24 protein-coding genes and 3 tRNA genes are annotated in these 26,989 nt (G+C 36.4%); 14 read left to right on the top strand and 13 right to left on the bottom strand.

Annotated elements, in window-relative coordinates; all coding sequences use genetic code 11:
• Nucleotides 1-4: 4 nt before the first annotated feature.
• Complete coding sequence (locus tag KYH19_RS06225; protein ID WP_132396150.1) at nucleotides 5-409, bottom strand: hypothetical protein; 405 nt, start codon at nucleotides 407-409, stop codon at nucleotides 5-7.
• A 290-nt stretch (nucleotides 410-699) separates the two neighbouring features.
• Here KYH19_RS06225 and KYH19_RS06220 point away from each other — a divergent pair, with 290 nt between their 5' ends.
• From KYH19_RS06220 to KYH19_RS06200, 5 genes are all read left to right on the top strand, one after another.
• On the top strand, nucleotides 700-1,827 hold the full coding sequence (locus KYH19_RS06220; RefSeq protein WP_219077995.1) for an AraC family transcriptional regulator: 1,128 nt from the start codon (nucleotides 700-702) through the stop codon (nucleotides 1,825-1,827).
• 95 nt (nucleotides 1,828-1,922) lie between these two features.
• The gene (locus KYH19_RS06215) at nucleotides 1,923-4,316 is read left to right on the top strand and encodes an outer membrane beta-barrel family protein (RefSeq protein WP_219077994.1); all 2,394 of its coding nucleotides are present in this window, start codon (nucleotides 1,923-1,925) and stop codon (nucleotides 4,314-4,316) included.
• A gap of 1,250 nt (nucleotides 4,317-5,566) precedes the next feature.
• Nucleotides 5,567-6,622: an ankyrin repeat domain-containing protein gene (locus KYH19_RS06210; protein ID WP_219077993.1), complete on the top strand. Its 1,056-nt coding sequence runs from the start codon at nucleotides 5,567-5,569 to the stop codon at nucleotides 6,620-6,622.
• A gap of 273 nt (nucleotides 6,623-6,895) precedes the next feature.
• Nucleotides 6,896-7,330, top strand: a complete 435-nt coding sequence (locus tag KYH19_RS06205) for a hypothetical protein (protein ID WP_132396156.1) — start codon at nucleotides 6,896-6,898, stop codon at nucleotides 7,328-7,330.
• Complete coding sequence (locus tag KYH19_RS06200; RefSeq protein WP_132396158.1) at nucleotides 7,330-8,292, top strand: MBOAT family protein; 963 nt, start codon at nucleotides 7,330-7,332, stop codon at nucleotides 8,290-8,292. Before KYH19_RS06205 ends, KYH19_RS06200 begins: the two co-directional genes overlap by 1 nt.
• Before the next feature lie 125 nt (nucleotides 8,293-8,417).
• Here KYH19_RS06200 and KYH19_RS06195 read toward each other — a convergent pair whose 3' ends face one another.
• The 5 genes from KYH19_RS06195 to KYH19_RS06175 all read right to left on the bottom strand — a co-directional run bounded on the left by KYH19_RS06195 (nucleotide 8,418) and on the right by KYH19_RS06175 (nucleotide 13,102).
• Nucleotides 8,418-9,440 (bottom strand): hypothetical protein, encoded by a 1,023-nt coding sequence (locus KYH19_RS06195; RefSeq protein WP_132396160.1) that lies wholly within the window; start codon nucleotides 9,438-9,440, stop codon nucleotides 8,418-8,420.
• Between the two features lie 312 nt (nucleotides 9,441-9,752).
• Complete coding sequence (locus KYH19_RS06190; protein WP_219077992.1) at nucleotides 9,753-10,214, bottom strand: hypothetical protein; 462 nt, start codon at nucleotides 10,212-10,214, stop codon at nucleotides 9,753-9,755.
• Nucleotides 10,215-10,217: 3 nt separating this feature from the next.
• The gene (locus tag KYH19_RS06185; RefSeq protein ID WP_219077991.1) at nucleotides 10,218-10,754 is read right to left on the bottom strand and encodes a hypothetical protein; all 537 of its coding nucleotides are present in this window, start codon (nucleotides 10,752-10,754) and stop codon (nucleotides 10,218-10,220) included.
• Nucleotides 10,755-11,466: 712 nt separating this feature from the next.
• Nucleotides 11,467-12,042 carry a hypothetical protein gene (locus tag KYH19_RS06180; RefSeq protein ID WP_219077990.1) on the bottom strand — a complete coding sequence of 192 codons (576 nt, stop codon included), beginning with the start codon at nucleotides 12,040-12,042 and terminating at the stop codon, nucleotides 11,467-11,469.
• Nucleotides 12,043-12,346: 304 nt separating this feature from the next.
• Complete coding sequence (locus tag KYH19_RS06175; protein ID WP_219077989.1) at nucleotides 12,347-13,102, bottom strand: hypothetical protein; 756 nt, start codon at nucleotides 13,100-13,102, stop codon at nucleotides 12,347-12,349.
• 661 nt (nucleotides 13,103-13,763) lie between these two features.
• Between KYH19_RS06175 and KYH19_RS06170 the strand changes: the two genes are divergently transcribed.
• From KYH19_RS06170 to KYH19_RS06130, 9 genes are all read left to right on the top strand, one after another.
• Nucleotides 13,764-13,961: a hypothetical protein gene (locus tag KYH19_RS06170; RefSeq protein WP_219077988.1), complete on the top strand. Its 198-nt coding sequence runs from the start codon at nucleotides 13,764-13,766 to the stop codon at nucleotides 13,959-13,961.
• Between the two features lie 662 nt (nucleotides 13,962-14,623).
• On the top strand, nucleotides 14,624-14,830 hold the full coding sequence (locus KYH19_RS06165) for a hypothetical protein (RefSeq protein WP_219077987.1): 207 nt from the start codon (nucleotides 14,624-14,626) through the stop codon (nucleotides 14,828-14,830).
• An 80-nt stretch (nucleotides 14,831-14,910) separates the two neighbouring features.
• Nucleotides 14,911-15,120: a hypothetical protein gene (locus KYH19_RS06160; RefSeq protein WP_219077986.1), complete on the top strand. Its 210-nt coding sequence runs from the start codon at nucleotides 14,911-14,913 to the stop codon at nucleotides 15,118-15,120.
• A gap of 145 nt (nucleotides 15,121-15,265) precedes the next feature.
• Nucleotides 15,266-17,659: an outer membrane beta-barrel family protein gene (locus KYH19_RS06155; protein WP_219077985.1), complete on the top strand. Its 2,394-nt coding sequence runs from the start codon at nucleotides 15,266-15,268 to the stop codon at nucleotides 17,657-17,659.
• Nucleotides 17,659-20,013 (top strand): peptidase domain-containing ABC transporter, encoded by a 2,355-nt coding sequence (locus KYH19_RS06150; RefSeq protein WP_219077984.1) that lies wholly within the window; start codon nucleotides 17,659-17,661, stop codon nucleotides 20,011-20,013. Before KYH19_RS06155 ends, KYH19_RS06150 begins: the two co-directional genes overlap by 1 nt.
• Nucleotides 20,014-20,084: 71 nt before the next feature.
• The gene (locus tag KYH19_RS06145; protein WP_219077983.1) at nucleotides 20,085-20,453 is read left to right on the top strand and encodes a hypothetical protein; all 369 of its coding nucleotides are present in this window, start codon (nucleotides 20,085-20,087) and stop codon (nucleotides 20,451-20,453) included.
• Between the two features lie 2 nt (nucleotides 20,454-20,455).
• Nucleotides 20,456-21,493, top strand: coding sequence for a grasp-with-spasm system ATP-grasp peptide maturase (gene gwsG / locus KYH19_RS06140; RefSeq protein WP_219077982.1), 1,038 nt, complete (start codon nucleotides 20,456-20,458; stop codon nucleotides 21,491-21,493).
• Between the two features lie 202 nt (nucleotides 21,494-21,695).
• Nucleotides 21,696-22,715 carry a grasp-with-spasm system SPASM domain peptide maturase gene (gwsS, locus tag KYH19_RS06135; protein WP_219077981.1) on the top strand — a complete coding sequence of 340 codons (1,020 nt, stop codon included), beginning with the start codon at nucleotides 21,696-21,698 and terminating at the stop codon, nucleotides 22,713-22,715.
• Between the two features lie 19 nt (nucleotides 22,716-22,734).
• Nucleotides 22,735-24,204 carry a hypothetical protein gene (locus KYH19_RS06130; RefSeq protein WP_219077980.1) on the top strand — a complete coding sequence of 490 codons (1,470 nt, stop codon included), beginning with the start codon at nucleotides 22,735-22,737 and terminating at the stop codon, nucleotides 24,202-24,204.
• Nucleotides 24,205-24,861: 657 nt separating this feature from the next.
• On the opposite strand, the gene KYH19_RS24180 is transcribed toward KYH19_RS06130, so the two are convergent.
• The 7 genes from KYH19_RS24180 to KYH19_RS06110 form a co-directional block, all read right to left on the bottom strand.
• Nucleotides 24,862-25,059 carry a hypothetical protein gene (locus KYH19_RS24180; protein ID WP_255562571.1) on the bottom strand — a complete coding sequence of 66 codons (198 nt, stop codon included), beginning with the start codon at nucleotides 25,057-25,059 and terminating at the stop codon, nucleotides 24,862-24,864.
• A gap of 43 nt (nucleotides 25,060-25,102) precedes the next feature.
• Complete coding sequence (locus KYH19_RS24175) at nucleotides 25,103-25,252, bottom strand: hypothetical protein (RefSeq protein WP_255562570.1); 150 nt, start codon at nucleotides 25,250-25,252, stop codon at nucleotides 25,103-25,105.
• Between the two features lie 52 nt (nucleotides 25,253-25,304).
• Nucleotides 25,305-25,679, bottom strand: coding sequence for a phage integrase SAM-like domain-containing protein (locus KYH19_RS24170; RefSeq protein ID WP_255562633.1), 375 nt, complete (start codon nucleotides 25,677-25,679; stop codon nucleotides 25,305-25,307).
• A gap of 251 nt (nucleotides 25,680-25,930) precedes the next feature.
• Entirely contained in the window at nucleotides 25,931-26,020 is a 90-nt protein-coding gene (locus KYH19_RS24165; protein ID WP_255562632.1) for a hypothetical protein, read from the bottom strand.
• A gap of 529 nt (nucleotides 26,021-26,549) precedes the next feature.
• Nucleotides 26,550-26,623 (bottom strand) — tRNA-Pro (locus KYH19_RS06120).
• Between the two features lie 50 nt (nucleotides 26,624-26,673).
• A tRNA-Pro gene (locus tag KYH19_RS06115) sits at nucleotides 26,674-26,747 on the bottom strand.
• 101 nt (nucleotides 26,748-26,848) lie between these two features.
• Nucleotides 26,849-26,935: transfer RNA gene (locus KYH19_RS06110), tRNA-Ser, on the bottom strand.
• Nucleotides 26,936-26,989: the final 54 nt, after the last annotated feature.

The raw sequence follows: 26,989 nt of genomic DNA, 5'->3' as shown, positions 1-26,989 counted from the left end.
ATTACTACTTACTTATAGGTCGGGTAAAAACTATTTTGTCAAAGCCTGGCTTTTTGCCTGTTCCCATCTGTTTGGTTAAGTAAATCAACCTGTTATGCGCTATTATGATCTCACTGTATGGCGCATGGTGCTCAGTTTCTTCGGGCATAACGAGTTTTCCATTTTTCGGCAGTGCCTTGTAAACATCAGCACTTTCACGTTTCTGAAATTTTGGAGTCCAATCCATAATGGTGGCATAACCATACTCAAAATATATTTCAAGACACCTGCTTGTTTTTTTATTTGTCCATAGTCCTTCAAATCTTTTTTGATCTGTTTGCTTAGGCTTAAGAGCTGACTGCGCATTGATATTCCCGGTTGTTATCAACAAAGCCAGAGATGCGATAAACCACTTACTATCTATCATCATGTTTCTTATTATTAGCTAAGGTATGATTTGAATCACAGTCATCGTAAAAACCTTATTATTTTTTATACACCATGCCACCTCATAATTGTCAGCACCGGCTACAGTAATAAATATTTCCTTCTTTCTTCCCTTGTATATCTCACGCTCCTGATCCATGCATTCACTGTTTTATGCTGAATAAATTTCCGAATAAATTCCTGTACCCGGCTTTTTGTTTTCTACATTTGGTCGATGAGGCTGATGGCCCGGGCAAAAATATTACCTACCTTAGCGGAAATGTTTTAAACTGAATGAACGGTCTGGATCTCATACGTGTGCTGGCGGTTGTCGCCGTGGCGGTTTCGCTGATCCTGGGCGTTTTCCTGTTCACGGTCAGCACACGCCACAAGCTTAGCAATGTGCTGTTGGCGGCATTTATCCTGATCAACGGCCTGGACCTGAGCATGCTGTTTCTGGGCCATTGGCTTCAGCAATACCCTGGTGCGCTGGTGCTGCTGATCACCGTCTCCCTGTTGAACAACCCTGTTTTTTACCTGTATGCAAGATCGGCCTGCGATTCGGACTTTAGGCTCCGGCTTGTGCATTTGTGGCATGTCGTTCCTTTTATCCTGATCAACGTTGAGCTGATTCCGAGGTTCTATCTGGCGGGGCACGGCGAAAAGCTCGGTATGCTCGAAAGCTACGCCAGCATACCCGAACTTGGATGGTTGATCGTTATCGGGAACTTGCAGTTCGTCTATTATATCACCGCGATATTCCTGGTACTGAAAAAGTACAGGAAGCTTTACCAGGAAAACTATGCCGATCCGGCGATCATCACTTACCGCTGGTTGTTCCAGCTGGTACTGGTAGATACCGTTGCCCATAGCATCGTGCTGGCCAAGGACCTGTTGAAACTAGGCAACTGGGGCAGCTGGTCGGACAGCCTGCAGCTGCTGGTGGGGATCAATGCGGTGTTCATCCTGTGCTGGTTCGTATTCAAGGCACTTTACAATCCGGACCTGTTCCGGGGGGTCAGTTTCCGTCTGGAACCGCTGAGGCGGCAGGTCGTAACGGCCATTGATGAACAAACCCGGCAAAAGATCGATCTATTGAAGACATATATGCTCGAGCGGGAGCCTTTTCTTGATCCCTCGCTCACCATCCAGCAACTGGCCAGGCAGCTAAAGATGCCGATGAAGGAACTGTCCGTTCTGATCAACCTGCACCTGGGACAGCATTTTTTTGATTTTGTCAACGGCTACCGTATACGCAAGGCCATGGAACTCCTCCGGGATGATCTGCAACGGGAACGGACCGTGCAGGAGATCTTCTATGAGGTAGGCTTCAATTCCAAGTCCTCCTTTAACACCGCTTTCAAAAAGCTGACCAACCTTACCCCCAGACAGTACCGGAACAGCGCTCCAGCAGTGGATTAGCTAAAAGTAATACCACTAAATTGGTTCGACTTTCCGCATTCGGACGTTTTTGGCCTGCGCTGGCCACACCTTTGTCCCATTCAAAAAAATGAGACATGAAAAATACAATGCTTAAGAACCTGGTCGTGATATTGCTACTTTTGCCGATTCTGGCCAAACCACAGGCCAAACTGAGCGGCAGGGTGACCGATGAAAAACAGGCCGTCCTTGGATGGGCCAATGTGATGCTGTTAGACAGTGCCGGCAAGATCGCCAGTGGAACGACGAGCAAAGAGGACGGCTCTTTCGAGCTGCAGTACAGAACGGGCAGTTTTACCCTCAGGATCTCTGCGGTCGGCTATACCGATTTTCGAAACGCGCTGCTATTGCGGGGCGATACCAGTCTGGGCAACATCTCCCTTAAGGCGGATACCAAAAGCCTGTCGGAGGTTTCCATTATCGGGCGCAGGAAACTGGTGCAGTTCACGCCGGGAGGACTGGTGTTCGATGTGCAGAACAGTGTTGCGGCCAGTGGTGGCAATGCAGTCAATGCCCTCAGTTCCGCGCCAGGGGTAATCGTGGAGAACAATACGGTCAGCATGCTGGGCAAGGGGGCTTCAAGGGTCATGGTAGACGGGCGCATGGTCGAGCTGTCGGGAGCCGAACTGATGGGCTTCCTGAAATCGATCCCTTCATCCGACATCAGGAACATTGAGGTTATCGGCAATCCCCCGGCCAAATATCAATCTGCCGGAAACGGGGGCCTCATCAATATCAACCTAAAAAAGGGAAGCGGGAATTCCTGGAAAAACTCAACCACGGCAACCTATGACCGGAACAGCTATGACGTTCTTTCGCTTAGCAATGTATTGTTGTACAATAGGGAAAGGTTCAGGCTGTCCCTTAGTGGCAACGGCCAGTTGGGCCATTCCAGAGTTTCCCAGCGCCTGGATACCTATTATCCTTCCGGTTTGTGGAACCTGGACTATACGGGAAAGCAGGACGAAAATAAGCGCTCGGGCCGTTTGGCACTGGATTATGACCTTAGTAAAAATACATCGGTAGGTCTGCAGTATTTTGGCAGCCGCCAGACCCCTGGCACCAGCGACCACACCGATATCCTGATTCACAATGCTTCTGGCGGGCTGGATTCGGTGCTGGTTAACCAGGGCGCCAGGATGCTGGGCTCGACCAGCCATACCTACAATGCGCACCTGGTCTCTACGCTGGATACGATGAAAAGAATACTTTCCTTTGATCTGGACTATTTTAGCTTCCGTTCAGGCTTTGATAACGATTTCAGAGCAACAGTCTTTACTCCTCAAATGGACTTTGTCCGCAATGACCAGAGCGCTAATAACAGCTCTGCACAGCATATTGATAACTACAGTGCAAAGGTAGACATGGAACATCCGGTAAAGGGCTTGAACCTGGCTTATGGCGCAAAAATCAGCAGCATCGCCAGCAGTGCCGATGTCAGGTATTTCAATACCATCAGCGGCTCACCGGTTCCTGATCCTTCCAGGTCCAATTCCTTTTCCTACCGGGAGAACAACCAGGCCGTTTATCTCAGCGGTGCGGGAAACATCGGGCCAAAGTTTGGCCTGAACCTGGGACTGAGGCTCGAGAATACCCAGACCACCGGACGTTCCGCCGATTTGGCCCGGTCGACAAAGACCAGTTACCTCAAGCTCTTCCCCACCCTGGACATCACCTTTAAGGCCAGTAGCAGCCATAACTTCAGCATCAACTACGGCAGACGGATCACCCGCCCGGGCTTTGCCCTTCTCAATCCGTTCCGTTCCTATATCAACAGCAACAGCTATTCGGAGGGAAACCCTTTCCTGCAGCCCTCATTCAGTGATAATTTCGACCTGACTCACAGCTATAAGGGGCTGATCAGGACGGAGCTCTTTATCAATAGGACCGCCAATGGGTTTGGTCCTGTTTTTACATCCAACTCTGACGGCAACACACTGGTCATCACCCGGGAGAACTACTATAAGGGCCTTGACTATGGACTCGGTGTGACCCTGACCAACGACATCACGCCCTGGTGGCAGAGCCAGAACCTGGTTTACCTGCTGGGTTCCAGGACGAGGTTCATCAATGGCATCAATGCCAATCCTTCTGATCAGGCACAGCTCTATCTGTCGAGCAACAATACCCTTTCCATTGGCAAGAGTACCAAGGTACAGGTGGACTACCGCTACCACACTGCCTATACCAGGGGGCTTTATAGTTTTGGCAATCTTTTCAGTCTGAACCTTGGGCTCAGACAGAGCCTGTGGAAGGAAAAGGTTTCGGTGTCGCTGTTGGCCAACGACGTGTTCAACCGGGCCTACCTCAGGGACTATGGTTCTGTGGTCAACGGTACCAGGCAGGTATACAATGAGAACAATAGCAGCCGCTATTTCAGGCTGTCGTTCGCCTATAGCTTTGGCAATAAAGATATCAAGGTAAAACAAAGGGAGTTTGGAAACGATGAGGAGAAACGAAGGACTAATTGAAGGTGTTAGTTCCCCGATAGGATTTCATGACGAGGTAAGCAGAAACAAGATCCCGTTTGCCCTTTAATTTTGATCATGACAACCCTGAAAAACCAAAATTTTAGTATCTTAGGATAATCAACAAGGGATGATCACCTAAATCGATCCATCTGATTAAAAAACTCCAAAAAGAATATTCCAATTCCACCTTCACGCCACATTTACCCCACGTTCAGGCCGCCTTCCAGCCAGGTCTGCTTCGTACCTGCTTGCACTCAACTTTACACTTGCTTCAGTTGAGTTGTAGTCCTGGTGTAGATTCAATAGGTCAAAGATTTGCCTCGCTTTTGATTGGCGGGTTAACTATAGCTCAATAAAAGGTAAGGAGAAAGTTAGCCTAAGGTATTGTTGGTGTAAAGCTGTGTCGGAGCATCCCGCACAAAGGGGCAATAAACGGCTATTCGGGGCTTTAGCATAATGAAACCTTTTTAAATAAAAATCCTCCAATGAGTGTTGGAGGATTTCTGTGACCCGCTGAGATGTGAACTTTGTTCGATTTTCAGCGTTTAAAAGCTATCTGGAAGTTTTTTGAAAAGCGACTCACCGAATCGCTCACTTTTTCTCTGTATTTTTTTTTGCAATCGCTATAAACAAAAATACTTATAAAATCTAGTATGAAAAAACCTCTTGGTTTATAATTTAAGTAAATGCACCCAATGTGATAGAAAATATTTGCTAAAGCTTCTAAAAGATTTGATTTACCACTCCTATTTCGACCAACGAAACAATAAGGATTAAACTCAAAGGGATCCTTCCTTGATTTAAGATCAAAAAAGAAATCTCAAAACCCTTTCTAATTCCTCTGAATTCACTATTTATTTTTAATCTAACTAATTTCATCGGTCACTTATTATTAATAAAGGCCAGTTGTATTTGCATATTCTTTTTTAATATTTAAGTTAGGTAGTTGTCAAGAGGAGTTTCAATGTACTTTGGTATTTAAAAATGAGAAGGATATTGAAGAACTAGCGTTAGAGTTTACATTCTTTATTCCATTTGGATAAAACAGATCTTGAACTTACATAAATACTTGATCAGGTAAACCTCATCTATGGAAATAGGTATATTTGAGATGTCAATTACCGAAATTAAGATTCTGTTTTTCATTTGTTTAAATCTCTAATGCAACTACTTAAACTTGTATCTGATAATTTTTATCGATGTTAGCACAAGTTGGCGGTAATTTTAATTGAACCCTGGAATAAGAAACAATGGCAAAAAAGAAAAAAACATTACCAAAAAATTTCGACGAGTTGATCACTGAAAATAATATTGAAAAACTCAAAAAAGTATTCGACACTTGTGAACTGGATGCAAGGGGTGGCTATGGCAAAGCAACAGCATTAAGCTTTTTTAATGTTCCGGACGAACTTATTCGCTGGTTGGTGAAAAACGGAGCAAACATAGAAGACGTAGACATGTACGAACGTACTGCTCTTCATAGACATGCTATGGCCCGAAGTGGCAAAATAGATGTTTTCTTAGAACTTGGCGCAAATGTAAATTCAATAGACAAATATGGCGACACACCTTTGCATTTTGCTGCTGGAAGTAGTTTTAATATTTCATCAGTAAAGAAACTTCTAGAATATGGTGCAGACCTCAATTTTTTAAACGGGAATAAACAAACTCCTCTTGAAAAGGCTTTAGGAAGTGCAAACAATAGTGACATTAAATGTTTAGCTGAAATATCAAAAATACTGCTACAAAAAGATACCATAATAACGGAAAAAATGAAAAATCAAATTATCCGAATTGGAGAGAATTTTGAATTTCACCGTAAAAACTTCAATAAAGACTACTTGCAAGAAACTGACGACGCGTTAAACAATCTCTATGAAATATATGACGTTCCGCCTGTAAAAAAACGGATCATGCATGATGGCATGTCGCCAATAATCGTGAGTGGAACAACCTGGCAGAAGCAATTTGAATTATTATGGGAATTGCTAATACCATCAAGTGGGAGTGCAGAGACAGTGCAGGGAGAAGTTGTTCGAATTGCGGGAAAGATACGTGACGAAATATACAGGAATGGTGGCGGGAACTGGAATACTTATTTTAAAAAAATGTTGGACAGCTATTTAATTTACCTCAAATCAGAAAACACTTTATCAAATGATGAAATTGAAAAAGCAACTTTACTTGTACAGGAAATTAGAAAAAGTGGTGATGCAGAAACCGATGAACTAAATTTTCTTTGCGAACTTGCAGTAAAGTGGGTAATTCTTAATCCGGCGCCAATAAAGCTGACAGGCAAACTATAAATGGTAAAGAACTACCGCCAAAAATTTGATCGGCAATATAGCTGTATATTTCAGCTCTGCAGCTCATGTCTAGCCTGTTTCCTGATCAGTGAGCAATAAGCGGTCTCCGGCATAATCAATGAAGAGTTTTTCAACCATTGTCTGCTCCATATCAGTATAGCCAATGTTAAAGTTAACTTGTAATGTATTAGCAGGTTGGATGCCTGGCGCCTAATTGTCTAAAAAACATTTTTGTTTCTTTTATGTTAACTCTGTATCAATCACGACTCAACAATGAAAATTCTTTTTGACCATATAGAACTGCTGGTTCGCCTTGCAGGTATCGGACAAATTTGCCTGGCTGCAGGCAGTACCGCTATTCCAGGCATCCTGAATTGGAAAATTGAATTAGCTAAAGTAAACCCACTCATTCGCCATATTTTTTGGATGTATGCATGTTACATTTTGGTCATCAATTTCTGCTTTGGTTTTGTGTCTGCGCTTTGCCCAAATGATTTAACCAACGGTTCAAAATTAGCTGTGCTGACTACAGGCTTTATAGGTGTATACTGGGTATCCAGGATCTGTACCCAGTTTTTTGGATTTGAACGTAAAAACTTTCCTAAAGGAAAGTGGCTGGTCTTTGGTGAAACTGTACTGGTGTCTCTTTTCTTATTCTTATGTATTGTATACGGGCTGGCCTTTTATAACAATCTTCAAAATTTATAATGTTATTTCCCGCATTACCCTTACTTTGTTTTGTTGTGCTTAATACAGCAATTATCATTTTCGGGTACTTTATGATAAAGAAAGCGCATTCCATTTTTGCCTGGCTGCTGCTGCTGATCAGTGTGGCTACAATATGGTTTATATCAGGGGGTATGCATCCTGTTGTAAAAATGTTAACCATTATCACAACCGCCTTTATCAGCATGAAAGTAATAGCTACAACTGAAAGTTATAAGGGTAAGTCTACTATGGTCACTTTTAGGCAGTGGCTGGTATTCGTTGTGGGCTGGGCTGGAATGCGAGCTCAACCTTTTGAATCCTTTGGTAGTGCTGCCGTTCCTGGTGCATGGGATATGATTAAGTTTGGTATAAGCAGGCTACTCGCCGGAGCTATGCTTATTGGACTGGCACACGCGATAGTCAGGGGATCTTTCAATCCAACCATCGTATATATAACTGTAAGTGCCTTGCTGTTGGTATCATTTAGTTTAGTCTTGCATTTTGGATTGTTAAGTATTAGCGCGGGTATCTGGAGGCTCTCAGGAGTCCATGCCTACTACTTATTTAACCGTCCGGCTACATCTGTTAGCCTAACCGAATTTTGGGGAAAGCGCTGGAATGTAGCTTTTATTGAAATGACGACTATTACCTTGTTAAGGCCGTTGCGCCATAGATTAGGCAATGCGGCAGCACTCCTGATCGCCTTCCTGTTTTCAGGTTTATTGCATGAGTTGGCTTTGAGTGTGCCAGTTAATAAAGGGTTTGGCTTGCCTTTGTTGTATTTTTTCATTCAGGGATTAATGGTGTTGTTAGAAAAAAGATTGGCTTTTAGTGGCAGTCGTTTTTTACAGAACAAAATGATAGCTCGTATATGGGTGTTTTTTTGGCTAGTGGTTCCCATTCCGTTGTTGTTTCATAAAGCCTTTTTGCAGGAGGTAATATGGCCACTTGCTGGCCTATAATGGCTCTTTAGATGAGTTGAAAAATACACCAATACTTTCTACGAAGTCAGTAAATTGCTTTTCCTGTTCTACGCAGGTAAAATTATAGTCCTTGTTCATGATTGGCTTCATTATGATGCATTTCCCTATTCGTTATCAAAAGCCCTTTCTATTTTTCGGTAGTTTATTATAAATGCCAATGTTATGCAGAGTAGTACACTCTCCCACACACATTCAATAGTATAAAAGTTGGTATCTGTCATAAACAAAAGACAAAGCAATGGAAAACTTAACAAGGAAGTAAATAAACAAATTCCGCCAATACCAGAGAAGAAATTTTTAACGAAACCATTGCTTTTAGCTCCAATTATTGCGAAAACAACACCTAAAATTGGCATGCCGAAAAAGGTAAATAGAACGAATGCCGTACTTTTTTCAATATGCTGTTTTACCGGCGCAAAAAATAAAAAGTAGTTAACTGCGAGGTACATTAAAATAAAATATGGTATCAGGTATTTAAAAACCTTGAATGATTTTTTGGTTTTATCTTCAAACTCGGGCGTAGCAATAACCAACGGCTGATTGTTTTGTTCGCTTAACTCAAACTCATAATTGCTATTTTTAATGGCATACCCAAAAACACTTATCAAATCTCCATTTTTCAGCGTTCTCTCCGTATAACGTATATCATCTACAGCATATTTAATGCTGTGTTTGGTATCTGTTTTGGATGGCAAAAAGGCAAAATTAAGTTTATTTAGAATTACTTTTATTTTTCCTGTGGTATTGGTTAAATAAAAATCCTGAAATTCTTCTTTTATAGTTGCGCTGTTCTCACGTTCGGTATTGTCTTCACTATCGTAGCTAATATTTGCTTCTCTATAAGTATAAGCAATACATTCTTGCTTAAAATAGGGGGTTTCAAAAGTTTTTGGTGCACTTACTTTCCCCTGTATTTTAATCCATCCCTCGCTAATTTGATAAATGGGTGTTGTTGCTGTTTTAATTAATTTGCGCTGGGCCTTGGTTATGTACCATACCAAAATAACGATAATAATTGGAAGCAATGGAACTAGAATGCGACTAAATGTTAAACCGATATAAAGCGCTATACCTAGCCCAATTAACAATAGAAAACATGTTTTTAAACCTATGGTTTTAATTTGCATTACGTATAGTTTACTTTATCCCACATTTATCCTTTTTAGAAGCAATTCATAAAATATCCCTGTCAATTTAATCAAAATTACTTAGCAATCTTTTTTTCTTCATCAAAATCCACATACTGATCTATATGTACAGATATTTTGATTTCACTCTTTGGTAAAAGTTGTTTATTGGCTTACCAAATTTTAGCGCCATAAATTTCATTTCGATTCCATTAAGTATGGCCTTTGAATTAATAAAGGAGTTTTTAGGAAAGGTGTAGTTAACCTCATTAACAACGATCGCTGGAAAAATAGTGATTCATCGGCCAGTATTTACTTAAATTCTTTCCCAAGGATTGTGTTCATTTTGGCTTGAACAGTCAGCCATTTCCTACTGTGTCCTGCATTTCTTACTTTAAAATCAGAACTGTCGGTTTTAACTGTTATTTCAGTGTCAGTCCCATCTACTGGTAGTAGGCTTTTACCGCTCTTTATCGTAGAAAAACTAGTGATCTGATTTTCAGAAATGATATCTTCAAATTTGTATTGGCTGTTAATTTTTTTAATGCTTTTATTGTTAGCAGTATCTACACTTGAACCCAGCTCATAATATAGTGTATCGGGAGTAATAACAAGCAATTGGAAATATCCACGTTCACCGCCAAAAGTTGAAATTGAAATAGATTTTATTTTCTCTACCTTATGGGGTTTACTTGCACCGGAACAAGAAAAAAGCAAAATACTTATGCCTAAAAATTTAGCGGTCTTGATTAAGATAAAATGTGGATTTTTCATAAGTTATAATCCTATGGTAGGTTCGCCAGCGTAGCCATCAGTGATCAAGAATACTTTGTTTGTACTCAACTCTTTTATATGTGTTAATTGACTGCCTTTTTTGCTGAGCTGTAGTTTTATCTCCTCTTTGCCATCATCACTTACAATCTTAATCGTATTACCTGCAATGGTTACATTTTTATAATCTTTGTATCGTATAATTAAGTTTTGAGCCATTTCAATTTCGCCTGCGTTTGGCTTTTTATATTCAAAACTATTCTTCGGATAAACCGTACTTATCCTCACATTTCTACCTCGGCCATTAAAAGTGTAGCTTTTTTCGAAAACATCAGTTGGCGTTAAAGTTGTTAATGTGCCTGGCTGGATTTTCCATTTAAAAGTGATATTTTCTGGAAAAGGATTTTTAATATCTGTAACGGGATCCTTATCATATAATGGCATTACAACCGGTGGTGGCGGAATATTTTTCCTTACAGGTTTCTTTTGTGCATAAGCAGCAAAAGAAATTAAAGTTGCAATTATTAAAAATCTGTATTTCATTTTATTCAGGCTTTAGTTGCTCTTCGCCGAAAAAACGTTTAACCTATATAAATTGTTTTTGATCCCTAATTTCCACTTGCATAGTTCTTTTGCTTTTCAGGTAGAAAAGCAGGTTAAAATGAACTCGTAAACCCAAAGGATGAAACTCATATACACTCTTCAAGTTTGCAGTCGTTTGAAAACTAAGATCTGTATTCAAGGATTATGACGATTTTGTAAATGATTAATGAGGAAATTTTTGTAAGTGTTAGTATCCCCATAAACTGGAATAGTATAAAAATGAATCAAAATATAAATAATTGATGGGAAAAACTTTTAGTAAAATTCTGTCTCATGTTCTCGAAGCGATATGCCGTGCACTCGGTAATATCAGGGAAGGACTTTCAGAAACGGACATAAATAAATATCTTAATGATTGCAAAATTGATAATCCCACAGGTTTAGACCTTTCGATCACGAAACCGGCCGCCTTACCTTGTTAGAAGAGATATAAAGAAAGTTATTTTTGGGCGATTTTAGCTCCAAAGCCATACCAGTACGCCGGTTCCTGTATTTACGTACTGCCCGGATTCGGGCGATTTTAGAGGCGTTTATAAGTGATACGAAATCTGTAATAAACCAATAAAGTTGATCAAATGATGCTTCGTAAGCTTTCTCCGTTAAAAAAAATGCCCCTGTAATTTTACCGGGGCATTCGTTGGGTTGATTTTAATTATTTAAGTGCAAGCTTAAGCTTGGCCGCGGCGGCAGATATTTCTTTAGACAATACTTTGGCATTCGTCTCGGCATCTTCATTATCATATCTCAGGTATTTCCAGGTACTTCCTGTATAGGTATCTTTTATAGCCAGCAAATAGTTTTTTCCCTTTATTCGTAGTTTGCCGGGGCTAACCTTTTTTACCTCATTGTCTCTCATTTTGGCCTTGGCCAGCATGTCGAGCAAGGCAGTTTGCGACGATTCCAGTATCATGCTTTGGTTATACTTCCCAAGGCAAATTGTTGCCGCACCTAACCTGGTAACCGGGCTAAGCGTAAGCCCGATGGGCACTTCTTCGAAAATGGTTTTTATACCCATGCCGCTTAAGGCCCCTTTGGCCATTGCGCTCATTTGCGCCTTTGGCATTATCTTAAATAAGGGCGGGTATGTCATGTCCAATACCTTATCAATTTCCATTTTACGTGTGTAACCAATAATGGTTTGAAAATCTTTTTGGATAATTTTCGAATCTTGTGCTAATGCAGCGGTTATTTGCAATGGCATCAGCAGGCATAAAATAAGTTTCTTCATAAAAAGTTGTATAATGTTTAACGATCAACATCCCTGCCAGACTTTGGTTTGAAGTTTATTAAGGAAATATCATTCACAATTACCGCTGGGTTAGCATACGGCCCGTTCTGTTTTCAATCAGCAAAATGAAATTAACTTACAACCATCTATCCCAAATTCGCAGCAAGGCCACAATCAGGTTTTATACCAGCTTTTCATTTGACAAGGAATATTAATTTAAACATAACTGATCCAGTTTACTGTTTTATATAGGAAACGCCGGTAAAATATTACTTACCGATAGGCGACTTGCTGGCATCAATTACTAATGCCCAAATTGCAGAAGCAGCCCCCTGGTATCAGGATTTAAAAAACTAATAATTACGGTGATATAAGAATTACCTTCGTCCTTAATAAAGCTCAGTTGTATAACCCGGTCGCTTATACGAAATTGGTATGAACTGGGCCTATTGTCCTGTGGATCAACTTTTACCTGGCTTCCTTTGTATCTGGCTTTAAGTAAAGAGATCAGTTTTTGATAGGTGTTCTCATTAACACCCGGAATTTTATTACTTTCTAACCGCAACCTTATCAATTTATTTTTTTTGGTAGAGCTGGTATAGATCCTATTAAACAAAATTTCCTTATCTCCCCAATACCCTAATACCCGCAGGTCGGGATCTTTCATCCCTATAAGTGGCACGCTACGATCTACAGCAACCGTATCTGCATACATTTCGCCTTTACGGATAATATAGCTTTCCCGCTTTGCATACCTATCAACTATTCGTTGTTCGGTAATATTAAACAGTACATACGGATCGATTACAAGGGGTTTATCTTTCAGATATTTTTTATTCTCATCACCCAGGAGATAATGTTTTACATAGGCCAGGCTGCCGAAAAGTTTATCGAGATTGACTTGCTGAAAGTTAATTTGGGCAAGGTCTACCGGTTTACCCCTTTGTAATGGTAACGGATCACTGGCAACAATACTTTTGTCATAAATTTTAAAGCCCGTAAAAAGCATTGATGCAACAATCATCATAACCATAAACTTAGCACTCCATTTTTTCGTCATTTATTCGTATTTTAAAGTTAACCAACACTTGGGCTTATGTTTTATCAATTGCACTTTGCGATGTAAATTGCATCATCCAATTTAATCAAGTAAATACCCGCACATTTCGGCAAAATGCAAAGTTCGGTAATTACAAAGTTCTTAGGCGGCATCTGAGTGTAATTGATGAATAGATCGGTTATTTTTCGGCAGATCTATTATACGGACAATTTCTCAATAAATGGTATAATGTCGTGATGAGATTATTTCAACATCGTAGATGCCAATTGCGGTAAAAACTGTAACAAAATATGTAAGGAACAGGGAAATCGCTTTTAACTTTTTCTGATAATTCTTCCTCTTTCTGCGCATGCCTAAGCATAAGTTTGCCACGGAAGCACGAAAAACACGGAAAAACTTTAATCTCCTCCGTGATTTCTGTACTTCCGTGGCTAATTAAATTTTTGCAAATGTTTTAAAAGCAATTTCCGTGCGTAAGGAAGCAGAATTTTGCAGTTTCAAAAATAGTTCTTAAATTGCTTATACAATGTCCGGTTATCCGGAAGAAATCACCAAAGAGGCTTCCCGGCTGGCAGAAAACTTCAACAGTAAAAATCCAATTGACATGCAAAATAAGCCTTTCATATAGGAAAATATGGTATCCTCAAAGTAAGTCACTATTATGGATCAATATTACATGTATCTGAAACTGGCTGCAGAAACCCGGAAAAACACTAAAAAACTTGTCATTACAATTGCATGTTCAAAATATGGCTACAATGCCTTTGAAGCAAAAGCATACTGTAATTCAAATAGCAAAAGCAAACGTACTGCCCCACAAAAGGATACTGCAACCGCACAAAAAAAGCAACTATCTTAAATAAAAATAAGTAAATTGATTTTACTAAAACAATTCTGAAGCATATCAGCAGCAATTACGGTGTTTAGGAAATTACCCTCCTTTTTATTAATGATGGAACCTTTAGCACGTCATAGATATGGCTGAAGTTTGAAAGTGGTGGAAGAACATAGCTTTAAATACCCTAAAATTAAAAAAAACTTTTCCTGGCTTGAGTGGATATTCCAAATCCATTAACCAAATGTTCTGTGCGGCCTATACACTAATTTATGTAGGCAATTTAAATAAATTAGACTTCATAATCAAATATTTAACATGGTCAAAGTATTCTGGAATGGTCCGCCTTACATTCAGGAATGATGTGTCAATGGCTTCGAAATCTCCAAACACACCGTAATAGCAACGACCTATGCTACCATGATATATACAAAGTTACAAAGCTTAACGAAAATAGGGATATATCTTTTATGCAAAATAGTGCTAAGCAATGTAAAGCAGCCAACTATGGTCGTGAAATGATAAAGAAAGCAACTAAGTTATAAAGGGTCAAAATGCTAAGTTTTGAATTAACACAAAGGGCTGAAAACCAGTTATCATGGATCTTTCCATTATTTATTAATTAAGTTTTGTTTCAAAATAAAATAACCATACATTAGTATCTAAGTAAAAAAATTGACGAAATTATGAAAAAATTTAACCTAGAGAAACTTTCAAATAAAGATTTATTTGGAAGTTTCGAAGAAAGCCGGTTGAAATTATTAGCTTCAACCAACTTAAAAGGTGGAACCAGTACAACTCTTTGTAAGACTGATGAAAATCAATTAGGTGATTTAGATTCTCAAGCGGGGCAGGAAAACCCTAACGATAAACGTTGTATGCCGCCACCTTAAAATAACAGCTTTTAATTTGATTCAAATTGCGTTTTTATTTTAATATTTATGATGCACAAATCAAAACAAAACCAATACATATGAAAAAAAAAATAAGCCTTGAGGCTCTGTCAAATAAAGAATTATTTGGAGCTTTTGAAAATCACAAAATTCAAACTTTAGCTTCAACAAATTTGAGAGGCGGGAGTAGTACAACTCTCTGCAAAACCACAGAGAGTGCATTCGATGAGGATTCAAAATCAGGAACTGTTGAACATCTTGCAGATAAAAGTTGCATGCCTCCCCCATAATTAATTGATCATTAGAAGTTTATTTTAATTTAATGATTTTAAGTAAAGACCGTTACTCTGATGTAAGAGTAAACGGTCTTAAGTCTTTTAATAACAAAAGCTAATCATTGATCCTTTTGTTAATCTTATCCATCTAATAATATTTATGAAAGGCGTCCTGCTACTTACTATTCTATATTTTATTTTTCTATTTTCATGTGTTGCTCAAAATAAACTTATTGTCAGTGGTTCACTTATCGATTCATTAAACTCTACAAAAATACCTTCAGGCATAATTTCTGTGACTATAAGCAGATCTGAAAGTGTAAAAGATTCGGTTAGAATAATTTTAAAGTCTAATAATGAAGGTCGTTTTAATTTTGAAGTTGATAAATTTTGTCATTTATCAATAAAAACTGCTGTTTCAGGATATAAATCATGTAACCTGAATTTTATTGCCATGAGCGATACTACTTTATCACTGGTTATCTTGAAGAATTCTAATCAACTTGGCGAGGTAAAAATCATCTCAAACTTAAAAAATCAATTTAAATTGATTGCGGGCGGATTGTCAATCGAACCTGATTTAAAAACAATTAGTCCATCAAGTTTCGTCTTAAACTATTTAAAATATGTTCCGGGTGTGACAATTTCATCTCAAGGTAACATTTCGTTTTCAGGCCAAAGTTTAAAATTGTATGTAAACGGTCAACTAATATCTTTATCAGGAGCGGAATTAATTTCTTATCTACAGCAAATGGCAGTTGGTGATTTGTCATCTGTTGATATACTTACGGAGCCTGGCGCGAGTTTCGATGCATCAGGATCAGCATTAATCAATTTGCACACCAAAAAATTTGGTACTTTTGGCATTCAGGACGTTGTTGCTGTTGGATTAACTACTCATGATAAGGCTTATTTAAATAATTCAATCCTTTTTACCAAAAGTAATTTAAAACTTTCGGTTAATTTGCTCTATAATCATAGCAATTTTTCTGAGAATGACTATTTTGAAATTAATTCAAAAGATGAACCATCTCTAAATTCATCACAAACAGTAAATTATCCAGAAACTCCACAAAATAGCTTATCTCTTAGTTCAGGTATTGATTTTCGTTTGCGAAAAAATATTCAGGTGGGTGTTTATACATCTAATTCAATGGTGCATGGAAATTATCCATATAACTACCAGCTCGAAAAGAGTATAGGAAGCAATAATATTTTATCAAATAAGTTCATGCGATCAAACCGCTATATTCAAAATGGTTATTTTCAGGTCGACATGAAGAAAGGAGTTTTTAAAATTGATTTTTCAAATACTTACTTAAAAGATAATAATATTACTACTAACAATCTTATTATTCCAGACAGCTCTAATACCCTCAAAGTTGCTGATAATATAAATGCTTCCAAAACCAATGTTTTTTTTGTTAACATCAACCAAGGATGGAACTTTATTGATAAATGGAAATCGAATATTGGTATCAAATACTCGAACAATAATTTATCCAATACATTCGCCACGTCTGAAAATCCGTCAACTAAAGGACTGACTGATTATAGCGAAAACATTTTGGCCGGCTTTTTTGAATCAACTTATTCTATGTCTAAATATTTAGGAATCCAAGGTGGCTTGCGAATAGAAAATACAAGTGCAAATTTAAAAAGCATTGGTGATATGCCTTACGAATATAAAAAAAGCTATATAAACTTGTTTCCGAGTTTAGGGCTCTTTTTTAAGAGTAAGAGCGGTTTAAATTTAAGTCTTTACTACACGAGTCACATCGATAGGCCTAACTATAATCAGTATATCCCGTTTCCAGAAAGTCTAAATGCAGGAAGTATTTCTTATAATGTAGGTAGTAATTCATTAAACCCTAGTCGCACAAATGCAGTAGGTATTAAGCTTCAAAAGAATTTTAAAAATAACTTTTCTTTTATTTCTAATTTTTCCAGATCACTAATTAATTCGCCAATCCTTACACTGCCATTTTTAATAAACTCAAGTATAGTCAACGCCCCCATAAATGTCGCTCAAGCTCAAATATATACTTTCCAGTTTATTTTAAGCAAGAGATGGAAATCATTGAGCTTAACGTTCATTCCAAAGTTTTCAAGAAGATACTTAAATAATAGTACTATTACCTATATGAACCAATCTGTTGATGTTGGATTAGCTGGTAGTAATTATTTTTCAATTAATTCCAATATAAACTTTACATTGTTTAAAAACTTCAATAATGCCATTGCTTTTAGCTACGGTACTAAGCAATATTCACCTTTTGGATACACTAGGGGTATGGGGGCTATGTCATATAATATAAACAAGAGTTTCGTCAAAGATAGATTGAATATATCATTGGATTATTCAGAACCATTTAATTGGCTTAAGAACTATGATTTTCAATCGGTTAGTGGAGTAAAGTATACCAGTATAATTAAAAATGAGATGCGTATGCTTTACCTGAGTTGCTCATTTCGCATAGGTAATGTAAAGGCTACAAAAACTGAAACTTACGATTATGATAGTGATTCACGTGTTAAAGATGATAGAAAATAATGAAATCAATAAAGGAATATATATATGACTTGTTTTATAAATTCCCCCATTTTAGTCAATTAGAATCTAACGACTGTGGGCCAGCTTGCTTAAAGATTATTTTTGAATATTATAATTATAAAGTTCCATTTGACGATATAAGAAATAGGAGTAAACTTGACTGGAAAGGCACAAGTCTATACCGAATTGAGTCAATTGCGAAAGACTTCGATTTTAATACCATTTCAATAAGTGTAACATGGGATAAATTGTCTGCGGATGCAATTTTACCTGCTATAGTAATGATTCAACAAAAGCATTTTGCAGTTCTCTATGAAATAAACGCACATCATGTATTAATTTCTGATCCAGCAATTGGGAGATTAAGATACACTATAGCTGAATTTAAAACTATTTGGGAGTCCGAATCCGGTGAGGGTATCGCATTGCTTTTACATCCTACAAAACCTTTCACCTCTACAAACTTCGAAAAAACGAAAAATAAAAAATTTTATCGCGAAGTTGAAAAATATGTATCCGGCAACAAAGGAGCATTTGCATTAATATTTTTAGGCTTACTTTTAGGTAGTTTGATACAATTATTACTGCCATTTTCAACACAGCTAATTGTAGATGAGGGTATCAATTATAAAAATGTTAACCTCATAGTGCTTATCTGTTTAGGACAATTTGTATTGATAATATCCAAGGCTATAATTGATCTTATTAGAAGATGGATTTTGGTGCACATGGCTACTCTTTTTAATATCTCACTTATCTATACATTTTTATTAAAATTGATTAAGTTGCCTCTGGCTTATTTCGAATTTAAATCACATGGGGATTTATTGCAAAGAATAGAGGATCATAAAAGAATTGATCGTTTGATTAATTCTTCTTCTTTGAATGCGGCTTTTTCTGCTTTCACTTTTATATTATATGGTTTTATATTGTTGACTTATAACAAAGTGATTTTCGTTTTCTTCTTAGTGTTTAGCATAATCTATTTCCTATATAATATTTGTTTTAGTAAATATCGAAAGATCTTGGACTACAAAAGATTTCAAAAGTTTTCCGAATCTAGTGATTCAATTTTTCAAATGATTTTTGGAATTAATGAAATTAAGATTTATCAAGCCGAACATCAGAAATTACTGAAATGGAAAAACGTTCAAGCTGATATATTTAAGATAAATATTCAATCATCAAAACTTCTCAATTTCCAAGAAGTGGGCAGTTTGTTTTTAAGTGAAATAAAGAATTTCGGAATTTTATTTTATTGCAGTTTATTGGTTATCCGAGGCGATTTAACGTTGGGTATGATGTTGTCAGTGCAATACATCGTAGGTCTTCTAAGCGTACCTCTATATGAATTTATCATTTTTATGAATGACTTCGTAGAGTCCCGAGCGGCTTATGAGCGTATTGTTGATATATATGAATTTCCAGATGAACAACATGAATTATCATTAACTGATATTGTCAATATAAAAAACTATCAAGCACCTAAATCAGCCGATTTGCAAACTTCAATTCTGTTTAATGACTCTGTAAATCAGCAATCCGAACAAATATCTAATGATATAAAAACAAAATATGTTCCTGAGAAAGAAATCATAGATTACAATTTAGATGTGAAAAATGCATCCTTTACTTACCAAAAATCTTATGCAAATGATGATAACTTGTTTAAACTGAAAAATATAAACTTCAGTTTAACGAGTGGAAAAAAAACTGCTATAGTAGGTTCAAGTGGTAGTGGTAAAACAACCCTTCTTAAGGTAATTTTAAGATTCTACCCAATTGATGATGGAAATATATTCTTAAATAACGATCTTTTTTATAATATTCCTGTTGATCAATGGAGAAGTTTATGTAGCCCAGTATTGCAAGATGGATATATATTTTCTGACACAATCGCTAATAATATTGCGTTGGGCGACGCTAATCCTCATATTGACAAAGTTACCAAAGCTGCTAGAGTGGCTGAGATATTTGATTTCGTTAATTCGCTGCCAGGGAAATTTGAAACCTTTATTGGCGGTAATGGACACGGTTTAAGTCAAGGTCAAAAACAGAGGATACTTATTGCAAGAGCGATTTATAAAGACTCTCCATTCTTTTTCTTCGACGAGGCCACCTCATCATTAGACTCCCTGAATGAGAGAAATATTATGGACAATATCTATAATTCATTAGGTGACAAAACCATGCTAATAATTGCACATCGTTTAAGCACAGTTATAAGAGCGGATGAAATTTTAGTTATGGATAATGGTGAAATTGTAGAAAGAGGTAATCATACCTCTTTAGTAGCTCAAAAAGGTATGTATTATAATTTGGTTAAAAATCAGTTAGACTTAGCTAAGGAATGAGAAAATTGTATTTAAACACGATTTGTATTTACATAATTATTGTAGTTAGCCTAATTTCATATTTGTTTTCTATGAAAATAATGATTAGCAAAACCTATGAAATAAAAATCATATCAATCAAACAACATCGTAATTCATCAATAAATAATAGAAATATTTTGTACTTTACTTGTTTAAAAGATATTGCCGAAATCACTGATCATATACAACCTATGGAGTTTAAATATGTAGTGACGAATGGAGAGATTGAAAGCTCGTTTCAAATTACAACAAATAGTCAAATAAAACAGATTGCTAATCAGCGAACCTACTACATACGTTTGAACGATAATGAAAATCTATTATTAGATGGAGTTGGAAACTTAAAAGCATATTTAATATTTAAAGAAAAAAGAAGCATTTATTATAGTATAATTAAAAGCATCACTAATCCATTTTAGCAATGATTCTTATTTTTAGTCAAAATTTCGACCCCTCCACGGATAAAGTAATCGATTGGTTGGTTCATTTTAAGAAACCCTTTATAAGGATAAACTATAACACAGACTACGTTGAATCCGTTTTTTTAGAGTTGTCGGATGACTGTGAATTAGGCATGGATAACGTTGATCAACCTTATCAAATTGATAATTATATTCGCGCGCTAACGTTCACCTTAACCAGTGGAGTAAAAATTGATTTAAAAACAATAAATAGCGTTTGGTATAGAAGAGGTGGAATGCCAAGCTACAACAGCTTTTTTATTGATTTTTCGGTACTTAAATTGAAATTTTTTATAAAGAAGTCACAGGAATATCTTGATACTGAATATAACGAAATAGTCAGATACATATATTTTTATCTTTTTAAAAATTGTAGAGTCAAAAATTTGGGAACCCCATTTTTATCAGCCTCCAATAAGCCACAATATCTAACGTTAGCGAAACTATATGGACTAAAAATTCCTAATTTTTATATTGTTTCACGAAAAAGTGAATTAAAATATGCCTTAAGTAAGTCCAGAAACAACATTACAAAAGGCATTTCAGAAATGATAATGTTTGCAAAGGACTATTTAAGATTGATATCTTACACTAGTAAAATCGATGAAGCTGATACTGATATGGTAGATGATAGATTCTTTCCGTCAGGTATCCAAAAAGAGATCATAAAACTGGCTGACATTAGAGTTGTATACTTGCATGGGAAATGTTTCTCTATGGCTATTTTTTCTCAAAACAATCATAGAACAAGTACCGATTTTAGGAATTATGATTCTGTAGAACCTAATCGAAATACTCCATTTAAACTTCCAGCTTCATTTGAAAATAAGCTTAAGCTGTTATGTGAGCATATTGGCCTTAATTTTTGTTCCATTGATGTCTTATTAGATAGAGATTATCAATTATATTTTTTAGAAATCAATCCTGTTGGTCAGTTCGGCATGGTGTCGATGCCATGTAATTATCACATAGAAAAAATAATAGCTGAAAAATTATGAATGTAGAAACGAAGAAGTTAGATTTTGTAGACAAAATCAATTTACCTTTACCTGTACTTAAAACCATTATCTTAGAATACGATCGGAGTAAGTCGGCAAGGCATTTTTTTTACGAAAGTAAATTATATAATACGACTGTTAGAGTTTGTAATGGACATCACAAACCTATTTCAAAAATTTTCAACTTTGAATCTCTGCTATAATGGATGGTAAATATTTGATTCTATATTCAACCTGTACTGTTGTTAAAGGATTTTTGAGAAGCGCAATTTATGATTTAGAAAAACAGGAATTTCACTATATTCCAAATGGTTTCGGTGAACTTATAACAGTTTTTAAAACTAAATGTTACGATGAAGTTTTAATGGATTTTAGTAAAGATGAGAAAGCTATTATATTAGAATATAAAGATTTTATTATTTCTAATGATCTGGGGTTCTTTACAGAGCATCCTGAATTATTTCCAGATTTAGAATTATCTTATGAACCTACAACATACATTACTAATGCGATTTTAGATCGTAATCAGTTTTCAAATTATAATTTATTTAATGTAATAACAGAATTAGATGCTCTTAGCTGTCAAGATCTACAATTGCGATTTTATTCTATTATAGATATTGAAGAATTGGAAGACATTCTAAAACATATACATCTTACTGAAATGAAATCAGTTGAGGTTTACCTAAAATATAACTCTGAAAAGACTAAGGATCTAACAAAATTGATTAATAGATGGCCCAAGATCAAATTACTACTAGTTCACTCGTCTCCTTCCAATAAAGTTGTGCACATAAATAAAAATAACTTTTACACAAGTAATCAGGGGAATTTCATGTATACATCCGAAAATATAGAATCTGAGCAGCACTGTGGAATGATTTTAAAATCATATTTTTCTATTGGGATCGAAACTTACTCAGAATCATTATTATTTAATTCGTGTCTAAATAAAAAGATTAGTTTAGATGTTCTGGGAAATATTAAAAATTGTCCCACGTTGCAAGCTAGCTATGGGAAAGCTGGTGAGACACCATTGATAGAAGTTTTAAATAATGATGAATTCCTAAGCTATTCTCAAATTAAAAAGGATCAAATAAGCATTTGCCAAGATTGTGAGCATAGGCACATTTGCACTGATTGCCGAGCCTTTGTTTCGGATATTTTTGCTAAGCCTGCTAAATGCAGTTATGATCCCTATACTGCCAAATGGAATGACTAGCTGATTCGATTTCTTCGATTTGAAAAATATATTTTCCTTTTTTTTTAAAAAATATTTCAAAATTGAAATTCCAGATAATTTCGGTTCTGTCAATTCCCTTGACATAGATTCTTTAACTGATTTTTGTTTATCAGAAAATATTCTATGCACATTTTCTGATTTAAATAATTTGCAAGATCAGGTTATAAATTTTTCGTTTCTCTTTTATGATTTTAAAAAAAAGAGTCTTATTATAGTTAAAGAGCTGAGTAGAGATAAAGTTTATATTTATTTGTCTACTACTAATTTTTATATTCCGTATTCCAGAGATAAATTTATGTCTGAAATGGAGGGGATAGTAATACTTTTGCTTGATAATAGTTATGCTCTCCCTCGCAGGGTTATCAGCTTGAACTATTATCAAACTAATTTAGTATTATTTATACTTATACAAACGTTAGTTCAATATTTTGGTGTTTTCTTCTACTCAATAAATTTTACGTTATCGGTATTTCTCTATTTTAAATTAGCTCAATATAAATTCGATTATATATTTACTCCTAATGAAGGAAGTGTATGCTCTGGCCCTGGATTAGATTGTAATATATCTAAAATCACAAGCTTGTCAAGCCACTTTAATCTTGCTACAACAGGTCTTTTCTTTTTGACTTTTATAAATATATTTTTATATCAGCTTAATATATGTAATAACCTTGGGCTGAAAACCATTTTTAATTTAATCGTTTATTTTGGATTGTCCTTTAATATAGTTTTGTTTTTCTATAACCTATTTTTACGGAAAAACGTTTGCTTAAAGTGCCTTTCTTTACAGATTTTCTATAGCTTTTACTTTATTAATATAATTTCTAATCATGTTTTTATTAAGAATTTAACCCAAAAGGCATCAATTTGGAATTTAATATTCGTTGGATTTACGTTATCAGTATTGCTCAGTGTTTGTTTTTTAATTTGTGGATACTTAATTGGAGAGTACCTTAATAAAAAAAGAATAAAAAGAGATATTGACATTATGAACCGAAACATGTTGGATATTCCGAATGATGAATTAGATAACTTCTTAAGCTCGATTTTGAAAATTAATTCAATGCTCATCGAGAATTGCTCTATCAACAATTACGTTTTAATCTTTTATGATGTAGCTTGTCATCCATGTTATAATGAAGCGTTGGAGTATTTTAACTTATATAGTGGTAAATATTACGACATAGAAGTTATCTTTGTACCTGTTTTTTTTGAAGAGGACCTTAAAGAAATGATTCTAAGTTATCTTAAAGTCAAAGCAGCATTATTCAACGTACATAATCTTACAGAAGTTAATTTAAATTTCAGTGAAGGGATGTCTAGCATATCAAGTCAATTGGATGTCAAAGAGGAGGCGAATCTTTTTAAGCACCATGTCCTTAAATTTTTAAAAACTATCAATGTTACAATCTTCCCATGTATTATTGATAGGGGCAGATTTGTACTGATAGATCCAAAAATTAAATAAAATATTTTAACATTCTTTGTTTACACATTGGGCTTATATTGGATTTCCCTTTAGTTTGGTGAGTTTTAAATCCAGCCCGGATTTTTTATACGCTCAAAGGATTCAAACAGGAAAGTGGCGGTTTTTACGGTGCAGCAAATAATTTTAAGGTCAAGGCTAACTATACATATAATTACAGGTCAATTTGCTTTATAGGCCTAAGCTCTGGGTGAAGCAATTACTGTTGAGTGCAGGACCGTACCGCGCCTATGGAATCGGGGGGACTGGAACTCGGATCGTGATATTATTGGGAGATATCAGATCCAAGGATGAATGTAGCGTAGCCTTTAGAAACGACGGCCCAGTTTGTAATGATTAAGAATATATCTACAGAAAGCAGGTAAATTAGAGATTTAATGTAACACTGGGATAGGAGTTCCTGGAGTATTTCACCTTACAGCTTAATGGAAGAGCCAGTATAGCTAATTTGATGCCCTGCCTTAATGGTATCAATAGGGAGATAGTTTGAGAAATCAGCGGATAGGTATTACGATTGGCTATACGATATGAAAGCACGAGAGCCGTAGACGCTGGTAACTTCTAAAAAATATCTGCATTAACAGCAATTATAAGTTGAACTATTACGCATTGTGTTCAAGGTTTATTGGGTACTTGCTTTTAACAATATTTACCATAGTGTTTCTGCATCAACGCTATGGTAAATATTCTAAGCCCGCAACCTTTTTTTTTAAAATTAGCCATGTCTTCGCTTAATTTCCGTTCAACCACTTTGGCATAGGTCTGTGTTGTACGGATGGTCGTATGACCCAGCATCTTGGATATACTTTCAATCGGAACCCCATTGCTTAAGGTCACCGTAGTGGCAAATGTATGCCGGGCAATATGAAAAATAATATCTTTATTTGATGTTACACACGTCAGCGATCTCTTTCAGGTAGGCATTCATTTTCTGATTGGAGATCACCGGGAACAAGGTACCATAGTTTACAGCTTTGGGATGATCTTTATATTTTTTGATCAATGCCTCTGCTTGCGGCAATAAGGTCATCCTGACATCGATATCTGTTTTCTACTCGCTGGCGAACAGCCTGTCCTCGTCATTATGACTTTAACGATATATCGCTTGTTATATTCATTGTATCGATATACGTCAAGCCCGTGTAAAAACTAAAAATAGAAAGGTCTTTAACGATCTGTAAACGCTCGATACGGAATTTCTTTTTCTCCATAACCACCAGTTCTTCTTTGGTCAGATAGAACCGTTCCACTTTATCGAAGTGTAATTTGTATTTGGCAAAAGGATCTTTTTCTATCCAGTCCATGGTGACAGCCATGGTCACCATTTTGCAAAGCCGTTCCATGTGTTTCATGATACCGTTATAGGTCAACGGTTTTTGGTGGTCTTTAGGATGATGGCGGCTTAGATAGCTTTCAAAGTCAAGGATAAATTTATCATTCAGCTCACTAAGGCTAATCTCGGCACGGTGGCACTTCTCCTTTAGGAACTTTTGGATATAGTTATGCTTAGTATAATATTTTCATGGCACCTTTAGCGAGCTTATCCAGCAATTCCCGGTTATGGTATTCACCTAGTTTAATTAATGTATATTCGCTTTGATCGGTACCTAGGAATAAAGCTTTAACAGCATCTACGGTAACGGTTTTCTTTTGCTGTACCAAATTGTGGTAACCGTCCACAATCAATGTTCGTATCCTTTCTATGTGGTCATGAGTTTACGGGTTTCTTCTTTTGTGTCACGGGCTTTGCCTTTAACATCGTCCATTGTTCAGGGTTCACTTTCTTTTTCAAGGAGATTTCACAACATCTGCCGTTTACTGAAATACGGGCAAAAACGGTGGCCTGATCGTTCTTTTGTTATTTAGGTATCCTAACTACGAATTGGATACCAAACGTGTTGCTGCCTCGCATATCAATCAATTTTAATGTCACACGATATTATTGATACATCTGGTTAAAAACGCTCAGGGAAAAGGGTAAACAAATTTAGCCAAAAGGCATTAAATGATATAAATAATTGATAATCAATAAAATAAATCAATGCGTATAAGAGACTTAAACACTAAAATCACTCATGCAACATATGATAAGAACCTTCAGAAAGTTCGAACTTATCAAGTTCAAAGTATTCAGTTAACCCTTCTGGTAGTATTAATGATAGTATTGAGCTGTCCAAAATAATAATGTTGTACAAAATTAAATAAACTTCTCAACTCCCCAACTTTTACGCTTGATCCCTTTTTTGCTTGATCCGCAATAAGGCATTGATGCTGTATAAACGAAAAAAGAGGCAAAAGCCTCTTTTTTCAGTTTTTAACATTTTGTGTCGGGATGGCAGGATTCGAACCTACGACCTCCTGCTCCCAAAGCAGGCGCGATACCGGGCTACGCTACATCCCGAACTTGGTATCGATCTTTTAATCCTGTTTTAAAAGTGGATCAACTTTTTGTCGGGATGGCAGGATTCGAACCTACGACCTCCTGCTCCCAAAGCAGGCGCGATACCGGGCTACGCTACATCCCGAACTTGGTATCTTCTTTTTTTATTTCCCTTTTTCGAAGGGATTGCAAAGTAACGAATTTAAATTGACAATTCCATTTTTATTTGCAAATTTTTATTCTTTGCGGAGAGGGCGGGATTCGAACCCGCGGTACCGTTACCAGTACGACAGTTTAGCAAACTGTTCCTTTCGGCCACTCAGGCACCTCTCCTTCAAACCTCTCTTTTCTGCCCTACCGGCGTTGTTTTGAGGTCTGCAAATATAG

This window comes from Pedobacter sp. D749 (assembly GCF_019317285.1).
Classification (GTDB): Bacteria; Bacteroidota; Bacteroidia; order Sphingobacteriales; family Sphingobacteriaceae; genus Pedobacter.
The sequence above is the reverse complement of the archived record's forward strand: the minus strand, read 5'-3'. Positions and strand labels throughout refer to the sequence as shown.

Excerpts from the sequence above, each read along its gene's own strand:
- KYH19_RS06225 (WP_132396150.1), bottom strand. The coding sequence starts at position 409 with ATGATGATAGATAGTAAGTGGTTTATCGCATCTCTGGCTTTGTTGATA.
- KYH19_RS06220 (WP_219077995.1), top strand. The coding sequence starts at position 700 with ATGAACGGTCTGGATCTCATACGTGTGCTGGCGGTTGTCGCCGTGGCG.
- KYH19_RS06215 (WP_219077994.1), top strand. The coding sequence starts at position 1,923 with ATGAAAAATACAATGCTTAAGAACCTGGTCGTGATATTGCTACTTTTG.
- KYH19_RS06210 (WP_219077993.1), top strand. The coding sequence starts at position 5,567 with ATGGCAAAAAAGAAAAAAACATTACCAAAAAATTTCGACGAGTTGATC.
- KYH19_RS06205 (WP_132396156.1), top strand. The coding sequence starts at position 6,896 with ATGAAAATTCTTTTTGACCATATAGAACTGCTGGTTCGCCTTGCAGGT.
- KYH19_RS06200 (WP_132396158.1), top strand. The coding sequence starts at position 7,330 with ATGTTATTTCCCGCATTACCCTTACTTTGTTTTGTTGTGCTTAATACA.
- KYH19_RS06195 (WP_132396160.1), bottom strand. The coding sequence starts at position 9,440 with ATGCAAATTAAAACCATAGGTTTAAAAACATGTTTTCTATTGTTAATT.
- KYH19_RS06190 (WP_219077992.1), bottom strand. The coding sequence starts at position 10,214 with ATGAAAAATCCACATTTTATCTTAATCAAGACCGCTAAATTTTTAGGC.
- KYH19_RS06185 (WP_219077991.1), bottom strand. The coding sequence starts at position 10,754 with ATGAAATACAGATTTTTAATAATTGCAACTTTAATTTCTTTTGCTGCT.
- KYH19_RS06180 (WP_219077990.1), bottom strand. The coding sequence starts at position 12,042 with ATGAAGAAACTTATTTTATGCCTGCTGATGCCATTGCAAATAACCGCT.
- KYH19_RS06175 (WP_219077989.1), bottom strand. The coding sequence starts at position 13,102 with ATGACGAAAAAATGGAGTGCTAAGTTTATGGTTATGATGATTGTTGCA.
- KYH19_RS06170 (WP_219077988.1), top strand. The coding sequence starts at position 13,764 with ATGGATCAATATTACATGTATCTGAAACTGGCTGCAGAAACCCGGAAA.
- KYH19_RS06165 (WP_219077987.1), top strand. The coding sequence starts at position 14,624 with ATGAAAAAATTTAACCTAGAGAAACTTTCAAATAAAGATTTATTTGGA.
- KYH19_RS06160 (WP_219077986.1), top strand. The coding sequence starts at position 14,911 with ATGAAAAAAAAAATAAGCCTTGAGGCTCTGTCAAATAAAGAATTATTT.
- KYH19_RS06155 (WP_219077985.1), top strand. The coding sequence starts at position 15,266 with ATGAAAGGCGTCCTGCTACTTACTATTCTATATTTTATTTTTCTATTT.
- KYH19_RS06150 (WP_219077984.1), top strand. The coding sequence starts at position 17,659 with ATGAAATCAATAAAGGAATATATATATGACTTGTTTTATAAATTCCCC.
- KYH19_RS06145 (WP_219077983.1), top strand. The coding sequence starts at position 20,085 with ATGAAAATAATGATTAGCAAAACCTATGAAATAAAAATCATATCAATC.
- gwsG (WP_219077982.1), top strand. The coding sequence starts at position 20,456 with ATGATTCTTATTTTTAGTCAAAATTTCGACCCCTCCACGGATAAAGTA.
- gwsS (WP_219077981.1), top strand. The coding sequence starts at position 21,696 with ATGGATGGTAAATATTTGATTCTATATTCAACCTGTACTGTTGTTAAA.
- KYH19_RS24175 (WP_255562570.1), bottom strand. The coding sequence starts at position 25,252 with ATGACCTTATTGCCGCAAGCAGAGGCATTGATCAAAAAATATAAAGAT.